Annotated in this window: 14 protein-coding genes, 1 tRNA gene, 1 other RNA gene and 1 pseudogene; 5 read left to right on the top strand and 12 right to left on the bottom strand. The window is 60.3% G+C overall.

Annotated elements, in window-relative coordinates:
• Positions 1–11: 11 nt before the first annotated feature.
• The 9 genes and pseudogenes from ACIQTS_RS13880 to ACIQTS_RS13840 all read right to left on the bottom strand — a co-directional run bounded on the left by ACIQTS_RS13880 (position 12) and on the right by ACIQTS_RS13840 (position 12,002).
• Positions 12–1,298 carry an aspartate kinase gene (locus ACIQTS_RS13880; RefSeq protein ID WP_105657993.1) on the bottom strand — a complete coding sequence of 429 codons (1,287 nt, stop codon included), beginning with the start codon at positions 1,296–1,298 and terminating at the stop codon, positions 12–14.
• A gap of 181 nt (positions 1,299–1,479) precedes the next feature.
• Positions 1,480–2,031 (bottom strand): hypothetical protein, encoded by a 552-nt coding sequence (locus ACIQTS_RS13875; protein WP_402473685.1) that lies wholly within the window; start codon positions 2,029–2,031, stop codon positions 1,480–1,482.
• 415 nt (positions 2,032–2,446) lie between these two features.
• On the bottom strand, positions 2,447–2,923 hold the full coding sequence (locus tag ACIQTS_RS13870) for a MarR family winged helix-turn-helix transcriptional regulator (protein WP_402473684.1): 477 nt from the start codon (positions 2,921–2,923) through the stop codon (positions 2,447–2,449).
• 8 nt (positions 2,924–2,931) lie between these two features.
• A complete protein-coding gene (locus ACIQTS_RS13865; protein WP_105657996.1) occupies positions 2,932–4,554 on the bottom strand; it encodes an MFS transporter in 1,623 nt (540 codons plus the stop codon).
• Positions 4,555–4,963: 409 nt separating this feature from the next.
• Positions 4,964–5,554: pseudogene (gene recR, locus ACIQTS_RS13860) on the bottom strand (recombination mediator RecR); the annotation flags it as partial.
• A 90-nt stretch (positions 5,555–5,644) separates the two neighbouring features.
• Positions 5,645–9,199, bottom strand: coding sequence for a DNA polymerase III subunit gamma and tau (locus tag ACIQTS_RS13855; RefSeq protein ID WP_402473683.1), 3,555 nt, complete (start codon positions 9,197–9,199; stop codon positions 5,645–5,647).
• Positions 9,200–9,211: 12 nt separating this feature from the next.
• A complete protein-coding gene (gene gluQRS, locus ACIQTS_RS13850) occupies positions 9,212–10,129 on the bottom strand; it encodes a tRNA glutamyl-Q(34) synthetase GluQRS (protein WP_105662409.1) in 918 nt (305 codons plus the stop codon).
• 28 nt (positions 10,130–10,157) lie between these two features.
• Positions 10,158–10,254: signal recognition particle sRNA small type (ffs, locus tag ACIQTS_RS13845), an RNA gene on the bottom strand.
• Positions 10,255–10,361: 107 nt separating this feature from the next.
• Positions 10,362–12,002, bottom strand: coding sequence for an HNH endonuclease signature motif containing protein (locus tag ACIQTS_RS13840; RefSeq protein WP_146112294.1), 1,641 nt, complete (start codon positions 12,000–12,002; stop codon positions 10,362–10,364).
• Positions 12,003–12,091: 89 nt separating this feature from the next.
• On the opposite strand from ACIQTS_RS13840, the gene ACIQTS_RS13835 reads away from it, so the two are divergent.
• Positions 12,092–12,176 (top strand) — tRNA-Ser (locus ACIQTS_RS13835).
• Positions 12,177–12,309: 133 nt separating this feature from the next.
• Entirely contained in the window at positions 12,310–12,675 is a 366-nt protein-coding gene (locus ACIQTS_RS13830; RefSeq protein WP_402473682.1) for a VOC family protein, read from the top strand.
• A 106-nt stretch (positions 12,676–12,781) separates the two neighbouring features.
• Here the strand turns inward: ACIQTS_RS13830 and ACIQTS_RS13825 are convergent, their stop codons facing one another.
• Positions 12,782–13,822, bottom strand: coding sequence for an isopenicillin N synthase family dioxygenase (locus ACIQTS_RS13825; RefSeq protein ID WP_402473681.1), 1,041 nt, complete (start codon positions 13,820–13,822; stop codon positions 12,782–12,784).
• A 273-nt stretch (positions 13,823–14,095) separates the two neighbouring features.
• On the opposite strand from ACIQTS_RS13825, the gene ACIQTS_RS13820 reads away from it, so the two are divergent.
• Positions 14,096–14,398 (top strand): type II toxin-antitoxin system VapB family antitoxin, encoded by a 303-nt coding sequence (locus tag ACIQTS_RS13820; RefSeq protein ID WP_388024543.1) that lies wholly within the window; start codon positions 14,096–14,098, stop codon positions 14,396–14,398.
• 78 nt (positions 14,399–14,476) lie between these two features.
• Positions 14,477–15,100 carry a LytR C-terminal domain-containing protein gene (locus tag ACIQTS_RS13815; RefSeq protein ID WP_105662411.1) on the top strand — a complete coding sequence of 208 codons (624 nt, stop codon included), beginning with the start codon at positions 14,477–14,479 and terminating at the stop codon, positions 15,098–15,100.
• A 4-nt stretch (positions 15,101–15,104) separates the two neighbouring features.
• Here ACIQTS_RS13815 and ACIQTS_RS13810 read toward each other — a convergent pair whose 3' ends face one another.
• Positions 15,105–15,794 (bottom strand): DsbA family protein, encoded by a 690-nt coding sequence (locus ACIQTS_RS13810; protein WP_402473680.1) that lies wholly within the window; start codon positions 15,792–15,794, stop codon positions 15,105–15,107.
• 122 nt (positions 15,795–15,916) lie between these two features.
• Between ACIQTS_RS13810 and ACIQTS_RS13805 the strand changes: the two genes are divergently transcribed.
• Complete coding sequence (locus tag ACIQTS_RS13805) at positions 15,917–16,639, top strand: YoaK family protein (protein WP_365943031.1); 723 nt, start codon at positions 15,917–15,919, stop codon at positions 16,637–16,639.
• A gap of 65 nt (positions 16,640–16,704) precedes the next feature.
• On the opposite strand, the gene ACIQTS_RS13800 is transcribed toward ACIQTS_RS13805, so the two are convergent.
• Entirely contained in the window at positions 16,705–18,111 is a 1,407-nt protein-coding gene (locus ACIQTS_RS13800; RefSeq protein WP_105659184.1) for an amino acid permease, read from the bottom strand.
• Positions 18,112–18,182 lie beyond the last annotated feature (71 nt).

Raw genomic sequence — 18,182 nt, 5'->3', positions numbered from 1 at the left:
CTTGGCGGCGCTTAGCGGCCGGTGCCGCCGTAGACGGTGGCTTCCACATCGGTATCCAGATCGAACGCGGTGTGGATAGCGCGTACTGCATCGTTGAGCTTGTCGGCGTCGGTGACCACGGAGATGCGGATCTCTGAAGTGGAGATCATGTCCACGTTCACGCCCGCGCGGTGCAAGGCCTCGAAGAAGGTGAAGGAGACTCCTGGATTCGAGCGCATTCCGGCACCGATCAACGAGAGCTTGCCAACCTCGTCATTGTGCTCGATTTCCTCGAAACCGATCTCCGGCTTCGCGGTGTTCAGTGCTTCAAGCACATGCTTGGTCTCGGTCATCGGCAGGGTGAAGGAGATATCGGTGGCACCCGAACCGCGCGTCGAGATGTTCTGCACAATCATGTCGATATTGGCCTGCGCAGCGGCGATAACGCCGAAAATCTGTGCTGCTTTACCGGGGATATCCGGTACGCCAATGATGGTGACCTTGGCTTCGGAGTGGTCGTGGGCGACACCTGAGATGATTGGCTGTTCCAAGGGTTCTCCCTCTTGAATTTTGATTTTGTCTTCGGGATCCGGGAGCACCCAGGTGCCCTCGTTGGTGCTGAATGAAGAGCGCACGTGCAGCGGCACGCCGAAACGGCGGGCGTATTCCACGCAACGCAGGTGCAAGATCTTCGAGCCGCTGGCGGCCATTTCCAGCATTTCTTCACTGGTGATCTTCTCGATCTTCTTGGCCGAGGCGACCACGCGCGGGTCGGCGGTGTAGATGCCGTCCACGTCGGTGTAGATTTCGCAGACATCGGCGCCCAGAGCTGCGGCCAGCGCGACGGCGGTGGTATCCGAGCCGCCACGGCCCATGGTGGTGATGTTCTTGGATTCCTTGCTCATGCCCTGGAACCCAGCGACGATGGCGATGAATCCGCGGTCGATAGCACGGCGTACGCGCTGTGGGGAGACCTCCATGATGCGGGCTTTGCCGTGGGTCGAGTCGGTGATCAATCCTGCCTGCGAGCCGGTGAATGAAGCGGCCTGCTCGCCGAGCTGGTTGATCGCCATCGCCAGCAGCGACATCGAGATGCGTTCGCCAGCGGAGAGCAGCATGTCCATCTCGCGGGCTGGTGCATCATCGGTAAGCTGGCCTGCCAGGTCTAGCAAGTCATCGGTGGTGTCGCCCATTGCGGAAACAACGACAACGACGTCATGGCCCTTGGACTTAGTATCAATAATTCGGCGCGCTACACGCTTGATGCCTTCGGCATCTGAAACGGAAGAACCGCCAAACTTTTGAACAATTAGGCCCATGGGCACTCACTCCACCTGTTGAAAGCTGTGCCTCGCCGCCGGTGCTTTTTGATGGAACTGTGGCGCGAGACATCTACCAGATAAATATTGTGACAGCTACGGGGCGACATGTCCTAGTTGTGAAGGTAACCATTGGTCATATTGCCTAGGAACCTCAATGCAGGTTGTTGAAAAACACTGGCTACCCCTTGAATTCAGCCAAAATTTGTCGCCAAAAGCTCTTCCATCCAGACACCTGTTCAGGTGTTCCAGCCTTAGTAATGTTTATGGCAACCGAGGATTTTCCACCTTTGAGGCCAATGTCTACCTGTGTCTTGGTTCCGTCGCTGAAATCAGCTCGCCAATAGCGCCATCGCTCTGAGCCGCTGGTGCGTGCAGGTTCGGAAAGCTGGTGGCCGTTGAACTCCTGGCGCCCCTGGACGCAGGCGATCCAGCGTTCCAGCGCGGTATCCAAATCAGCATCGATGGTGCTGCTCACCGAACCTTGGAAGGTGCCGTCTTGGGATTGGCCGGGCAGGCGTCGGCCAATGTGCTGCTCATAGGCTACAGCCACGGATTGAGCCCACCAGCCCGGAGTATCGACGGTTGGGGGCATGTGGGTGAAAGCCAGTTCGGCTATCTGCTTGTGCGTAAGTTGATCGGCTCCGCCAGCGCGCAGTTTGGCGCACCACTGATCCCATTCAATGCCGGTGGCCTTGGCGATGGCCGGGAGGTTGCTGCTTTTTGTTGCCATGAGGACAGTCTAGGGCGGACTTGGAGCTGTCGGTACTCCGAAGCGATGCGCCGGGCCCGCAGGAGCCTGCCGCTTTTCTGCGGGTCCTGCATCAGCGGAAGCAGCCTCTGAATCCATTCGTTCTGCGTCATGTCGCGCAGGCCCGCGGCATCCATGATGCCTGCCCATTCCTTCCACTCTTGAACCAGTGCGGATTTCGATTTTCCCTGATCTGCCCAGTGAAGTGCTCATGTGCCGAAACCTGGCAAGCTCCAACAACAAGGTGGCCGCGGCGCCGCTGTCTGGCGCCGGGGAATGGGCCGTGAGCGAGGGCGCTGTGCGAAGCCGTGAACTGCCGGTGCATGTAGTGGGCTTTAAAAGCCCCTGGCCGGTCTTCTCGGTAATTCCGAGAAGACCGGCCAGGGATTGGACTGCTTTAGAGGGACTTGATTTCCAAATTCAATCGGCTCAGGAGGTCGATGAGTGCCGACAGATCCTCATTGTCCCAATTGGTCATGCGCGAGCGGAGCTCTGTACGCCACCCTTGGAAGCATTCATGCCACCTTTCAACCGCAAGCTCGGTAGGCAGGATGTGGAACACCCTCCGGTCTTCCGGGTCGACTTCACGCTTGACCAGCGCCAGCTGTTCCAGCTTGGTGATCATGCGCGATAGCGCAGCTTTATCGACCAGCAAGTGTTCGCAGATTTCAGACTGGGTGATGCGTTGGCTGCGCAGAATCATCCCGAGCACGGGCAGGTATCCCGGGGTGAGTCGGCTGTCGAGCCGAGTGGCCAGTTCCCGCTTGGCACGCGTCGTCAGCGCGATCAGTGAAAATAATTCCTGTTCGGCTGACGCATAGAGATCGGGGCGTTGAGCGGCGGGAACGTCTTCGGCTTTGCTTGAAACCTGCACCGGATCTCCTAGTTGCCAGCTGGCGTTTCTGCCTTGGCTGCGTCCTGGTCCTCAGCAGCCAGCTCCTGCATGCGTTCACTTGCAGTCTGGGTCTTCAGCGACTGGTTGGGGATCAGGCAGACAGCCACGACGATGAGCAGCGACAGCGGAGCGGCAATGGTGAACAGCGAAGGCACTGCGTCGCCGTAGATGGACTCGAAGATCACGCGGACCGGTTCAGGCATCGCTGCAACTGAAGGCAGGGTGCCCGATCCCAATGCTGCGGTCAGCTCCTTGGCTTGGTCGCCCAGGGAAGCCAGGGCTGCGGCCAAATCGGATTGCCGGTCGGCGATCATGTTCGGCACAGTGGTCGCCAGTATGGCGCCCAGGCCTGCGGTACCTGCAGTGCCGCCCAAGGTGCGGAAGAAGTTCACGGCCGAGGAGGCTACACCCAGTTCCTTGACGTGGACCGAGTTCTGCACGACCAGCACCATGTTCTGCATGACAAGGCCCATGCCGGCGCCGAGGATGAACATGTAGGCGGCGACCAACGCGTAGTTGGTGTCGTAGTGGATGGTTCCCAGCAGGAACAGCCCAACGACGATCAGCACCGAACCGGTGACAACCAGTGCCTTCCACTTGCCGGTGCGCGAGATCATCGCACCGCCGATGGTGGAGATGACCAGCAGGCCGCCCATCAGCGGGAAGGTCATCAGGCCGGCCATGGTGGCTGATGCGCCACGGGCCATGATCATGTACTGGCTGAGGAACACCGAGGTGCCGAACATCGAAACGCCAACGGCCAGCGATGCGATGACCGCGAAGGTGAAGGTGCGGTTCTTGAACAGGCCCAGGCTCAGCAGCGGCTCGGAGGACTTGGCTTCGACCAGAATGAACAGCGCCAGCAGGATTACCGCACCGGCAATCATCAGGTAGCTGGTCGTCGAGGCCCACTCGAACTGCGAGCCGCCCAGCGACATCCAGATCAGCAGCAGCGAGACGCCGGAGGAAAGCAGGACGATGCCCCAGTAGTCGATCTTGACCTTGCGCTTGGCCATGGCCGGAAGGTGCAAGGTGCGCTGGATCAGGATGACCGCAGCGATGGCGAAAGGCAGGGCGATGAAGAAGTTCCAGCGCCAGTTGATGGTGTCAGTAACGAAGCCGCCGATCAGCGGGCCGCCCACGGTTCCAACGGCCATGACAGCGCCGAACAGGCCCATGTACTTTCCGCGTTCGCGAGGGGAGAGGAAATCGGCCATGACGATCTGCGCCAAGGCGCCAACGCCGCCACCGGCCAGTCCCTGGACAACGCGCATGGTGATCAGGAAGCTGGTGTCCTGCGAGAAACCTGCGGCGGCCGAGGCCAGCACGAAGATGCCGAGCGAGATCTGCAGCAGCAGTTTGCGGTTGCCCAGGTCGGCGAGCTTGCCCCAGATCGGAGTGGAGATGGTGGTCGCCAACAAGGTGGCGGTGACCACCCAGGTGTAGGCGGTCTGGCTGCCGTTGAGATCGGAGACGATCACTGGCAGCGAGCTGGAAACGACGGTGCTGGCCAAGATGGAGACGAACATGCCCATCAAAATGCCCGTGAGGGCAGTGAGGATTTCGCGGTGAGTCATCTTGGGCTTGGCGACCGGTGCGGTTGCGGTCATGGAAGCTCCAAAAATTTAGGGTCAGGCATAGAGGGCCTGAATGGTTGATTGATATCAACTATACGGCGATAGTTGACTATTATCAACTAAGCGTGTTTCACCCCACATCACCGTGCGGGCATAGAAAAACGCCCTGCGCTCAAGCCGGCGAACCGGAAGAGTGCAGAGCGTTCCAAGGCAACCAGGACTACTGGCTGCGACGGTTATCCATCTCGGGAACTACCGGATGCGAAGGCCCTTCGCCAGCGTTGCTGGAAGGAACCGGCGCACCGCCAACGTGCAGCAGGCGAGGTTCGGATAGCTGGGCTTTTGGCTTCTCTGCAGCTTCTCCGGACTGATCTTGCGGCGCCTGCTCCTCGGATCCCTGCTTCTGGGCCTTGGCGCGGGCCGGACCCGGCGCGGTGCGGCCGGCAGCGCGACGTCCCTCGAAGGCGCGGGCCAGGGTCACTTCATCGGCGTATTCCAGATCGCCGCCCACCGGCAGGCCGGAGGCCAACCGGGTGATGTGGATGCCCAAAGGGGCTAGCGCGCGCACCAGGTACACGGCGGTGGCTTCGCCTTCGAGATTCGGGTCGGTGGCCAGGATCAGTTCGGTGATCGAGTCATCGGCCAAGCGGGTTACCAGCTCGCGGATGTGCAGCTGTTCCGGGCCAATGCCTGCCAGCGGATTAATGGAACCGCCGAGCACGTGGTACTTGCCGGAGAACGCCCGGGTGCGCTCAATGGCCAGGACGTCCTTGGACTCCTCCACGATGCAGATCTTGGTGCCATCGCGGCGTTCATCGCGGCAAATGGCGCAGGTTTCCTGCTCCGAGATGTTGAAGCAGATCTCGCAGAACTTCACCTTTTCCTTGACCAGCTGGATCGAGGCGGCGAGCCGGGTCATGTCCTCGGCATCGGCGTCAAGAATGTGGAAAGCAATGCGCTGAGCCGACTTCGGGCCGATGCCAGGCAAGCGACCGAGCTCGTCGATCAGTTCCTGTACAGCACCTTCGTACACGTGCGCCTACTTTCTAGCTTGCTTCAATACCGTGAAATTGTTCCGTGGTACACCCTAGTGTCTCACTCCGACAGTTCGCCGTGGTGCCGGCTACAAGCTTCGTTTGATTTCCACTACATTCCCGTTGACGTCGCGCTGCTCGATGACCATGCCGCCGAGCAGGCGTTCCACGGCTGGAACACCGATCAGTGCCGAATCCTCGACCTCGATATCATCGTCGCTCGGGACAAATTCCTCGGGCTCTTGCACCGGAGCGGGCGCGGGAGCTGAAGCAGGACCGCCCCAGCCGCTCGCCGCCTGGGCAGGCGCCGGCGCACTGGGTGCGTTCTTCGCTTGGTCCATCAGCTGCTGGTATCGGCTCATGCGGCCTGAGGCCGCCGGTGCCGAGTCCGCAGGATCCGGTGCCGGTTCAGCCTGTGGAGCGCCCCATCCCGGAGCGGATTCAGGGGCCGGCTGCGGGGCTGCCGGTTCCTGGCGAGGCTGTTCCTGGTGCTGGGGGCGGACCTGCGGCTGCGTTTGGGCAGCCCGCGGCGCCGGGGCTTCCGGAACCGATGGAGCTGATGGCGCCATAGCTTGTGGAGCCTGCTGCCCGGATTCGCCAACCGCTAGATTCCCGAAGGAATCGGTGGTGCTTTCCGGGTGCAACGGGGTCGAAGAAACCGGACGTGCAATGTTCGGAACACCGCCCTCAGCCTGGCGCGCGGTCATGCCAGCGGTCATCCGGGGCTTGGGAGCCACCGGAGGTCCACCGAAACTCCGTGGTGCACTAGCCGCCGGCGCCGGCGCCGGCGCTGGCGCTGCCGGGGTCGGCTGCGGAGCCACGGCCGGGACCGGAGCCTGTTGCTGCGGCTGCACCTGCTGCGCTTCCGGAACAGAACCAGCTGGCACGTAGTACGGGTCATCTGGGAACGGTGGCTCGTCGAAGTAGGGTTCATCCGCTGGAGGCGGGACGTCATCGTAGGAGCTGTCGTACCCGTCATGGGCGCGGGGTGCAGGCGCGACTGGTGCCGAGCTTGGCACAGCGGATACCGGACGCTGCTGCGGTGCCGGAGCGGCAGCTTGGGCCCGTGCCGCAGCGCGCGCGGCCGCCCCAGCAGAACTTACAGCCTTGGTGAACTTAGTTGGTGCTGGGGTTGGCGCCGGGATTGGCCGGCGCTCACCTTTTGGGGAACCACCACCGTTGGGGTTGGAGCCGCCTTCGGTGAGGACCACTTCGATCGGTGCACCGGTGACCTGGGACAGAACCCCGGTCAGCGTGTTCATCAGATCCGGCCGGTTGCGCAGATTCACGATTGGGCCAGTATTGCTGAACGCCAAGGTGAGGGTGCGGCCATCGAAGCCTGCCACAGAGCCATAGGTGGCAACCATGGAATGCAGGACGCGCGAGCTGCCCTGCAACTGCTGCAAGATCGTTGGCCACGCTTGCTGGAACATCGCCACCGGTGAGCCGGTGTCCTGTGGTGCTGGCTGGCTCTGCGGCATCCCGCTAGGGGCACCATGTTGAGGTTGCTGAGCACCCTGTTGTTGCTGTTGCTGTTGCTGTTGCGGTGTTTGAGCGCGTTGGGCTTGTTCTTGTGCGGCGCGCTGTTGTGCTTCGCGTTCAGCTTGTTCGCGTTGGGCTTGTTCTTGTGCGGCGCGCTGTTGTGCTTCGCGTTCAGCTTGTTCGCCTTGGGCTTGTTCTTGCGCCTGGTGGGCAGCATGGCGCTGGGCATCCACGCCAGCCTGGCTAGCTTCTGGTGCCTGTTGCGGCTGTGCCGACTGCGGTGCTTGTGGTGTTCGGTTGGCAGCCGCACGACGTGCGAATTCGGCCATGGCAGGATTTTGCTTCACGTCATCAATGGAGACCCCGGTGCCGAATGACAGGTCTTCACCGCTGGAAGGATCGGGAACCAAGCTGAATGGTGCCACGCCTTCCGGACGAGCTGCCGGAATACTCGGACCAGGCTGCACCTCGGTGGTCACCGAGTAGTTTTCGCCCTTTGGACCCCAAGTTGCGCCCCAGTCAGCGGCTTCACCAGTGTTCAGCGACGCTGCCGCGCCTGGATCCAGCGGAGCATTTGGATCATCATCATGTGGCTGTGGCTGTGGCTGTGGCTGTGGCTGTGGCTGTGATGGCGCGGACTGCTGAGGATGCGTTTCCTGCTCGGCAGGTACTGGCTGCGGAGTCTCTTGAGGCTGCTCGGTGCGCTGAGCTAGAACTGGTTCTGCGTGCTGCACGGGCTGCTGCATTTGCGCTGGAGCCTCGGGAGCCTGCGGTTGCGGCTGGGCATGATTTGGCTGAACCTGTGGGGCCTGTTCGCCAGCCACTGGTTCGCCCTGCGCTTCAGCCGGTTCGGGTGCACCCTCACGACGGGATTTGGCGGCGGCCAGGGCTTCACGTACTGCGGCAGCACCCTGACGCGCGGCGCCCGGGTTAGGAGTGGCGTTCATTGAGGCACCAGCACTTGCAGCGTCGTCCTCATCAAGCGCAGGCAGCACTCCACCGGTCATCGCATGGCGCTCCAACCGATCCAGCCGAGCGGCAAAAGCGCTGTCGGAATTCTGCGAACCGGGCAGCATCAAGCGCGCGGCCAGCAATTCCAGGTGCAGACGAGGCGAGGTTGCGCCGGTCATCTCGCTCAGGGCCTTGTTGGTGACATCGGCCCAGCGCGATAGTTCGCCTGCGCCGACCAGGCCAGCCTGCAAGCGAAGGGATTCAAGCTGGTCTTCGGGTACGCCGCGCAAGATCTTCTCAAGGCCTTCTGGCATGGCCTTGGCGATGATCAGATCGCGGAAGCGCTCCAGCACGTCTTCAACAAAGCGCCGGGGATCCAGACCGGTCTGGATGATGCGGTCAATCGCACCGAACAGACCAGCGCCATCGGATTCGTGCAGCGACAAGGTGACCTCATCGAGCAGTGTCGAGTGGGTATAGCCCAGCAGTGCAATGGCCGTCTCGTAATCCAGGTTGCCATCGCGGGCACCAGCGATCAGCTGATCCAGCACCGAAAGGGTGTCGCGGACCGACCCGCCGCCAGCACGGATCACCAGTGGCAGTACGCCTTCGGCTACCGCGACGCTTTCGCGTTCGCAGAGCACTTGCAGGTACGCCAGCAATGCCTCTGGCGGAACCAGGCGGAATGGGTAGTGGTGGGTACGCGAGCGGATGGTGCCGATGACCTTTTCCGGCTCGGTAGTCGCGAAGATGAATTTGATGTGCGCCGGTGGCTCTTCAACGATCTTCAGCAAGGCATTGAAGCCTGCCGCCGTGACCATGTGGGCCTCATCGATGATGAAGATCTTGTAGCGGTCGCGAGTCGGCGCGAAGGTTGCGCGCTCGCGCAGATCGCGGGCATCATCGACGCCGCCATGGCTGGCTGCGTCAATCTCGATGACATCCAGCGAACCCGGGCCACCATTGGCAAGGTCCACGCAGCTTGGGCAGGTGCCGCAAGGAACGGGCGTAGGGCCCTGCTCGCAGTTCAAGCAACGGGCCAAAATGCGGGCAGAAGTCGTCTTGCCGCAACCGCGCGGACCGGAGAATAGGTAGGCGTGGTTGACGCGGTTCTTCTCCAGCGCCGTCATCAAGGGCGCAGTAACGTGCTCCTGGCCGATAACGTCGCCAAACGTATCGGGACGATATCTGCGATATAGCGCTGTACTCACACCGGTTCCCTATCAGTTGCCTGATGCTTTAGGCATCAGCTGTTGGACAATATTCAATGGTTCGACGGTCCACGGTTCACGTGGCAGATTCGCCGGATCGAAAGCTTCCAGGGCTGCCTGCAAACTTGTGCTGGGCAAGCCCAATGACTCTAGCAAAATCGCCACAACGTTGGCTGGATGCACACCTTGTTCGGTGATCTCTTCGAGTGTTACTGCACCGTCGCGTTTAGCCAAGCGCTGGCCCTTGGTGTTCAGTGCCAGCGGTACGTGCGCGTAGGCCGGGACCGTGTAGCCCAGTAGCGTTGCCAGATAGGCCTGCCGCGGCGCAGAAGAGAGCAAATCATCTCCGCGCACGACCTGGTCGATGCCTGAGAACGCATCGTCGACGACAACCGCAAGGTTGTAGGCGGGAGCTCCATCGTTGCGGATCAGGACGAAATCATCTACCGCACCGGTGTAATCGCCGAATAGTTCGTCATGAACAGAAAATTCGTTCACTTCTGAACGCAGTCGCAAGGCGGCTGGACGGTTCTGTGCTTTAGCCGAGCGTTCGCTGGCGCTCAGATCGCGGCAGGTTCCCGGGTAGGCGCCGGGCGCAGCATGCGGAGCACTTCCGGCTTCGGCGATGTCCTTGCGCGAGCAGAAGCATTCATAGACCAAGCCGCGGGCCTTGAGCCGCTCAACGGCCTGGAGATAAATCGGAAGGCGGTCGGACTGTCGGAGAATTTCGCCGTCGAAATCAAGGCCCAAGGACGATAATTCAGCAATTTGGGTGGCTTCGGCGCCGGAACGAACACGATCCAAGTCTTCAATGCGCAGTAGGAATTTGCGTTGCGAGGAGCGGGCGAAAAGCCAAGCGAGGATGGCCGTGCGCAAATTGCCAAGGTGGAGTGGCCCCGAAGGGCTAGGGGCGAAACGGCCAGCGCCCACGTGGACTCCATTCGGCTTGCGTAAGAAAGTAAAAGACCCCTCATGCACCTGCCAGAGCCCATCTACCCTTGCTACCTTCCGGTCCTGGGGGAGTTCAACAGGATGACACCACACGAGGGGTCACCAAAAATACTACCCGAGGTTGGCGCTTGGATGAAAATCGGCAGGCGTGCGCTTGCTCTCAGCTTGCAAATCATGGCTCAGAGATCTTGACCAAAAATGCTGTTCGTCCTCAGCCGGTCGCTTCTTCAGGCGGTTCTAGCCACCCAAGTACGCGTCGAACGCGGTCATTGAGCTGGACGGTAGGCAACATGGGCGTCTGCTCCTTCTCGAAGTCGAAGTTCTGGACGCTGGTGACGCTGCCGGGAAGCTCAACACAAATCATGCCGTTGGGGGAGCGCCAGTTCACTGAACCGTCCGGAAGATAGGTGGCTTGCCATCCCAGCACGTGCTTGAACATCTGATGCCGCTTGCACAATAAATGCGTATTGCTGCGCGTGGTGTGCCCGCCCTTTGCCCATGCATCGATGTGGTCAATCTCGGATGCTTCGGCGGGCCGATTGCACCCGGGGAAGCGGCAGACGATATCCCGATTTCGCAGCAGATCACGCAGCGCCTTGGACGGACGGTACTTTTCGCGGCCCACGTCTATAGCTGCCCCTGACCAAGGATCGGTGAGCACCTTGATGAAAGACGGGGCGTCTTTTGCGATTAGCAGCGCTGTCCCTACTGGGATCGGCCCGTAGCCCTCAAGGTCAGCTAGTGCGCGTTTAGGGTTGGCCAGCATTTCCAGCGCAGGAATCGTGACAGCTACACGAGCTTTGAGCGGGGTCCCTTCGGTTGCGGGCCAACCATCGAGCAACGCATCGCAAACAATGTCCAGCCGTCGTTGCTGTTCGGTCCGATTATCAGCTGGATCAACATTGCGTACGGCATGCCAATTGACCGTATTGATAATGCCCAACGCCTTTTCCACCGGCAGATGCAGCTGAATCACGCTCATTCCATTGGCCTCGTGCCAATAGGTGATCTTGCGGTCCTCCGCACCTTTCTTGTGGCGTTCTTCAATGGGCTTTGGATGCAATCGCTCACGCATTTTCCTGGCACGTAGGGCTATCGCGGAGTCAGCGGCCTGCCGCGCTATCGGCAGCAAGGTTCGTTGCATTAGTGCCACGTCCTCGGGTGCCAGATCCTGAGAGTGCTTGACGATCTCCTGCGCGGATCTGGTCGTGATCTCACCGACGCTCAGGGCGTCCAAAGTGTCTGCGCAAAGATGGCGCAGTCCTTCGGCGAAGAACAACTTGTCCTGGACTTTCTTTTCCGAGGAGCGCATTGCCACCGATGCCTCGGCAACAAAGGAAGAACGGATCAGCGACTCGTCGGAGCGATTGACACCGTAGAAGTAGGCAGAATGAGTTTCAGCTGTTTCTTCCGTTGTGCCGGGGTCATCCAGCAGCGGCTCTTGGGTTCCGTGGCTGATCGTCTCGGCGACCGAATATTCGTAGCTATCGGCCAACACCGCTGCCTCGGCAGCATCCAGCATGCTGTGCAGCCGGGCAATGGTCTTCAGCCGCTCCAGGCCCTGGGCGGATGCAGTGACCGGCGACTGGTCATAAAGGTTTATGGCGGTAGCGGCGATCTGGGTAAAGAGATTGTCTTTGTCCAGGTTCGCGGCCCAAAGACCATCGATTCCGGGGATACTCCTTGTCCCGGGCGGGCTGATAGGCAGTCGGCGAGGGTCGTCTTGGCTGTGAAATACCTCTCTTTTACTCATGTTTACAGTATTGATCTGTTCAAACGGCAGCCTTTGGAGAAAAGATCGGGATGGTGAAAAGGTGCAAAATGACCGAATTTCAGGGGTTTGACGCCTCAAGAATGAGCTGGGAAGCAACGTGGAAACGTCCGATTCGTGATTGAGCGAGAATTTAGATATGCTGGATCCTGCTCCACGGAGCAAACTGAGGAGGATTCGCCTAGCGGCCTATGGCGCACGCCTGGAACGCGTGTTGGGTTAACGCCCTCAGGGGTTCAAATCCCCTATCCTCCGCCGAATGTAATGTCCCGGCTCATCGTGAAAACGATGAGTCGGGACATTATTTTTTTGCGCTTACCGGCATTGCCAGAACCTGGCAGGTAGTATCCGTGGCAACTGTTCAGCAATCTTTCGGCAAGGTAAGACTATGGCAAGTGTATTGAGCGAAATCGCCGTCGACTGCGCGAACCCGATGCTGGTGGCGAGGTTCTGGTGCGAAGCGCTGAATTATGACGTATTGGAAGAAGAAGCCGGCTTGGTCAGTATTGGGTCCGGATCCCAAGGCCAGGGCGGGCTGAAATTGACGTTCGCGCAAGTGCCCGAAACCAAGAGCATCAAGAATCGCCTCCATCTGGACCTGCGTCCTCAAAACGCCCAGCAGCAAGAAGAAGCTGATCGCCTGATCTCTTTGGGGGCCAGCTACGCCGATGTGGGCCAGCGGGAGGACGAGAGCTGGATCGTGATGGCTGATCCTGAAGGCAACGAATTCTGCGTGCTTTCCGGCGTCGAATAAGCGAGGCGCTTTGAATGCCTATTGGCGCCGGGCCGGTAATCTCTCACCAGCTCGACGCCAACAGGTTTTGCGTGTGCAGCTCCTGATCCCTGCAGAAGCTCACGGCCTAGGCGCTTTTGCGCCCCTTGGCCAGCTCTGGGTAGTGGATGGCCGCGGTCTGCGGGTGGGCTCGCAGCCATCCCTTGAGCACGTTGGCGCCGTAGGAAGCCAGCATTGGGTTTTCCGGATCATCGGAGACGCCGCGAGCTTCGGCAGCCAGCTCGGCTGGCAGTTCGACCTTGTCGATCACTGCATCCAGTCGAGGGGAGTAGAAGAACGGCACCGAGTAGCGGTCAACGCCAGCTGGTGGCGCAATGACGCGGTGGATGGTGGCCATCAGGTAGCCGTTGGTCGCGACTTCGAGCATCTCCCCGAGGTTCACTACCAATGCACCCGGGGTCGGCGGCACCTCGATCCACTCTTCCTGGCCGTAGGGTTGCACCTGCAGCCCTCCAACCTGGTCCTGCAGCAGCAGGGTGACGAAGCCGTAGTCGGCGTGCAGGCCAACGCCCTGGTTGCCCGACTCTGGTACGACGTCGCCCGAAACGTAGTGCACCAACTTGCCCATCCATGACGGGGTGTTGGCGAATGGCTCGTCGAAGTGGCCTTCGGGCAAGCCCAGCCCCACAGCGATGGCCGAAAGCAGCTCGTGGCCGGTTTTGTTCATCAGCTCGGCCCACGCCATGGCGCGCTCTTCGAGCTGGGGGAAATCGGCAGGGAACTGGTTCGGGCCCTGCAGGTTCAAGTACGGCTTGTCCTCGGGAACGACCGCCAACGTCTCGCGTTCCGGTCCGTAGTCGATCTGTTCGCGGGCATCGGCGCGGCCGCGGGTGATTTCGGTGCCCATCCGGGTGTAGCCGCGGAACTGGGCGCTATTGCGGTTATCGAGCTTGATTTTCTGCTCAACGGGCTTCTGGAAGAATTCTGCGATGGTGTCGAGCAGTTCCTGGTCCTGCCCGGCATATGCGCTGTATCCGACGATCTGGAAGAAGCCGACGCGGTGTGCGGCGTCGCGAATCGCGGCAAGGAAATCCTTGTTGAAGGAGCCGTCAGCATTGCGTGCGGTAGAAATATCGAGCAGTGGGATCTCGGTGACTACGTTGTTCATAAACCCAGAGTGCACCTTATGACGCGATTGTTACCAGCTAAAGTTACGCCCGGTTCCTCCAAGTTTCCCTTGGCGTAACAATCCTTGCTTTTTCGCATTGCGTGTCTGATTATTCGCATTCGCGTGTAGCATTCGCCGGGCAACTGCGCGGCGAGTCCGGCTGCCACCCGGCTCAATCGGCGCCGTCTCGGGAAGTGGCCTTCCTGGGGCCTGCCAACTAGCGCCTGATCTGCAGGTCTGCGGGTCTGGAGAGTTTGTCCGTATGCTTGAATAGTGATTTTTCGAGCGGTAGGTGAAGGCCGTCCATACCCGGACCACGGCTATTCTTCGGCGCGTGATTGGAGCGGACTTCCCCCGCAGCAAGTGAAACTAGCTGACTTGGTCACCACCAAAGCCACCTTGGATCTTGAAACATTGCTCTCTGAGGATTCCACCTTCTATGGCGACTTGTTCCCGCATGTAGTGCGCTATCGGGACGTGTTGTATCTGGAGGATGGGATGCACCGCGCGCTGCGCTCGGCGCTTCATCATCGCTCGGTAATACACGCACGCATATTGGATCTGGACGCTAGTTAGATAAGCTAGCGCCACGAGGATGACGATGACGTCGCCTTCAGGCCAGCAGCTGCCGAAGGCTGACCAGAGCAAGGTGGAATGATGCGTGATCGCGATGACCCGGGGCAATGGCACGGTGCGCATATTGTCGACGAGCAAGAATTAAGTTTCAGCTCGGACGGCCAGGCTAAGCGGCGTGCCCGCAAACGCCAGAACATTGTTTTCTCCGTGATGGCCCTGCTGGTGATCGCGGTTTTGGCCGGCGCCGTACTCGTTTTCAACGGAACGCTGAAGTTGGGTGGCGAGCCTGCCGCTGTCGCGAGCCCGAAGCCAAGCGAGACGAAAATCGAAAACCCCAAGTGCCCGGCCATCGATTTCAAGTACCAAAAACCCTCAGATGTCGAAATACGCGTGCTGAACACTACCGATATTTCGGGTCTTGCGGGTGACACTGCCGAGGCACTGGAAAAGCGCGGCTTCAAGATTTCGTCGCTGACTTCCGGGTGGAAGTCGCTCTCCGAAACCACTGGCGCGGTCATTGCCGGGCCTGATGGCTATGCCCAGGCTTTCACCGTGCAGCGCCAGATCCCCGGCATCGTTTTCATCTACGACGAAAAGAAGTGGGGCAGCCGGGTGGACCTGGCGCTGGGGGAGAAGTTCGACGGCCTGGAAAAAGAACGCAAGCTCGATACTTCTGAAGGCAAGCTGGTCTGCAGCAAATAGCTGGCTACGGGGTCTGCACATCTCCGGAATGCACTTGGCCCAGCGCATTTGCGAAGACCTCGGCTGGCTGGGCGCCGGAAATGCCGTACTTTCCATCAATGATGAAGAAAGGAACACCGCTGATGCCCAGCTCGCGTGCCTGGACGATATCTGCGTTGACTTCCTCAACGTAGGATCCGGACGAGAGCTTCGCACGCAGTTCCCCGGTATCCAGCCCCAGCGTTCCGGCCAGTTCGAGCAGCGTTTCTAGGTCTCCGGTGTTCAGGCCCTTCTCGAAGTGGGCAGAAAGCAGCGCTTCCTTCATCTCGTTTCCGGCACCATGCTTCTTGGCGTATTCCAGTACGCGTAGTGCAGTGAAGGAATTAGCGACCTTCAAGTTGGCGAAGTCGTAGTTCAATCCTTCGGCAGCAGCCTGGGCGGTGACATGGTCAAGCATTTGGGCGACCTGTTCCTGGCCCAGTCCCTTCATCTGGGAGAGGTATTCGGCCTCGCTGCCGTCATAGTTCTCAGGCAGGCTCGGATCCAGCTGGTACGAGTGCCAGTAGACATCCACGTTCTGGGAGTATTCGAACGCCTCGACACCCCGCTCAAAGCGGCGCTTTCCGATGAAACACCAAGGGCAGGCAATATCGGAGAAGATATCCACGCGGATGCGCTTGTCTTCCGGGGACTGGACAGCAGTATCTTCGCTCATGCTTGAGGTAACAACTTTTGCTCACCGGGCATTCCTTATTCGCAGCTGCTGATTTCGGGGGAGATAATGGCAGGGCTCCTACGGAAACCGGATGGTGCTGATGGCGAGAGAAAGCAGGGCAGGTGGCAAAGAACCTTCGATGGCGCGGAATCCTCTTCGCCGGAACGATTACGGCGATGGCAGGCTTTGTTGATGGCGTCGGATTCGTGCACTTCGGCGGCTACTTCCTCTCCTTCATGTCGGGAAACTCCACGCGTTCCTCCGTGGCGCTGATGACAGGGGACCTTGCCGGATGGGCGATGGCGATGTCCTTGGTGGGCTGCTTTGTCGCAGGTGTCATCCTTGCAACGCTGATTACCTTCCGGCTCGATAGGCTGCGCCGGCCAGTGGCCATGTATTCCAGTGCGGCACTGCTGCTCGCTGCGGCCATCTCCGGGAATTTCTTGCCGCAGCTGACGGCTCTGCTGCTGGCCGCCGCGATGGGCGTGGTCAATGTTTCCTACACTCGTTCGGGAGAGGTTTCCCTGGGCCTGACGTATATGACCGGCACGTTGGTCAAGCTCGGGCAGGCACTCGGTGGAGCAATCATCGGGTTGGCCACCGGGTCGGACCGCGGCGGCTACCGGATGCTATGGATGCGCTACGCAGTGCTTTGGCTGATGATCACCATGGGTTCCCTGGGTGGCGTCTTGGCCTACCTGCGGCTGGGGCTCGGCAGCTTGTGGATCGTCGCAGGCGGCATGCTCGCGTGGGCCAGCCTGGCGTTGTTCCAGGAGCTGCGCACACCCCATGGCCTGGAGTCGCCCTCGGAGCCTCAGGCCGGAACCTCCACCGGGATCAAGTAGAAAGACATAAAAAATATGCTTGGCTTCGCTTTATGCGAAACCAGGCATATTTTATTGCGCGGTGGCTAACTCAGCAAGGAGTCGCTGTCCTGCTTGATTGGCGCCGCTGGGCGTACCAGCAGCTTGAAGAGCACGGCCAGAAGCACGAGCCATGCGATTCCGGTGTACAGGGCTACACGCGTCGTCGGGCTCAGGGCCAAGAGCACGACAACGAAGACCATGAAGGCCAAGGCGATCCATACGGCAACGGTGCCGCCGGGCACAGCGTATTCGCGGGCAACGGCCGGTCCGCGGCCCGCTGCGGCTTCCTTGCGTCGCATGGCCAGGTACGAAGTCAGAATCATGATCCACACCCAAACGGTGGCGAAGGTAGCGATGGAAGCGATGATGGTGAACAGCGACTCCGGGAGCAGGGCGTTGAGCACCACACCTACCAGCAGCACAATGGCCATGATGACCACGGTCATCCACGGCACGCCGTTACGCGAGATGCGGCCAAAGGACTTCGGAGCATGGCCGATCTCGGACATGGCGTAGAGCATGCGGCCAGCCCCAAAAGTATCGGCGTTGATCGCCGAAACGGCTGCGGTGATCACCACGGCGTTGAGCACGTGGGCGGCGGCCGGGATGCCCAGACCGTCGAAAATCTGCACGAATGGCGAAGCTGAGCCGTCGATCTGGCGCCAGTCAAAGAGCATCATGACTACGGCCAGCGAAGCTACGTAGAAGAGCAGGATGCGCCATGGCACGGTATTGATGGCGGCTGGAACCGACTTGGCAGGATCAGCTGCTTCACCAGCGGTGATGCCGATGGTTTCGATGCCGCCGAAGGCGAACATCACGACGGAGAACGAGAGCAGCAGGCCCACGAAGCCGTTGGGGAACAGGGTGCCAGCGCTCATCAGGGTAGCGATGCCGGTTGCGGTTTCGGTCTCAGGGGCGTTGAAGCCGAAGATGATCAGGGCGGCGCCACCAATGATCATGGCGATAATTGCGGTCACCTTGATGATAGCCAGCCAGAATTCGGTTTCACCGAAGACCTTGACCTTCATCAGGTTGATCGACGCGATGAGCAGGACGACCGCCAACACCCAGATCCACTGCGCCACCTGCGGGAACCAGAAGCCCATGTAGATGCCGAACGCGGTCACATCGGCGATCGCGACAATGGCCATTTCGAAGGCAAAAGTCCAGCCGGTGACGAAGCCGGCGAAGCGGCCCAGGTAGCGCGAAGCGTAGTGAGCGAAGGATCCGGAAACCGGATGCTTGACAGCCATCTCGCCCATGGCACGCATGACAATGAAGACGGCAGCGCCGCCAATCATGTATGCGAAGAGGACGGCAGGGCCAGCAGCCTGGATAGCAGAAGAGGAGCCGTAGAAAAGGCCCGTTCCGATAGCTGAGCCGAGGGCCATGAAGCGGATGTGGCGGGCAGTCAGCCCGCGGGCGAGAGACGCCTTTATTTCGTTCACGATAGTAATGCTCGGATCCTATAAGGGGTGCGTTCGATGGGGACGGGCCCGCGCCAAAGGCAGGGCACAGC

Origin of the sequence: Glutamicibacter sp. NPDC090743 (genome assembly GCF_044769125.1) — a bacterium.
Taxonomy (GTDB): domain Bacteria; phylum Actinomycetota; class Actinomycetes; order Actinomycetales; family Micrococcaceae; genus Glutamicibacter.
The sequence above is the reverse complement of the archived record's forward strand: the minus strand, read 5'-3'. Positions and strand labels throughout refer to the sequence as shown.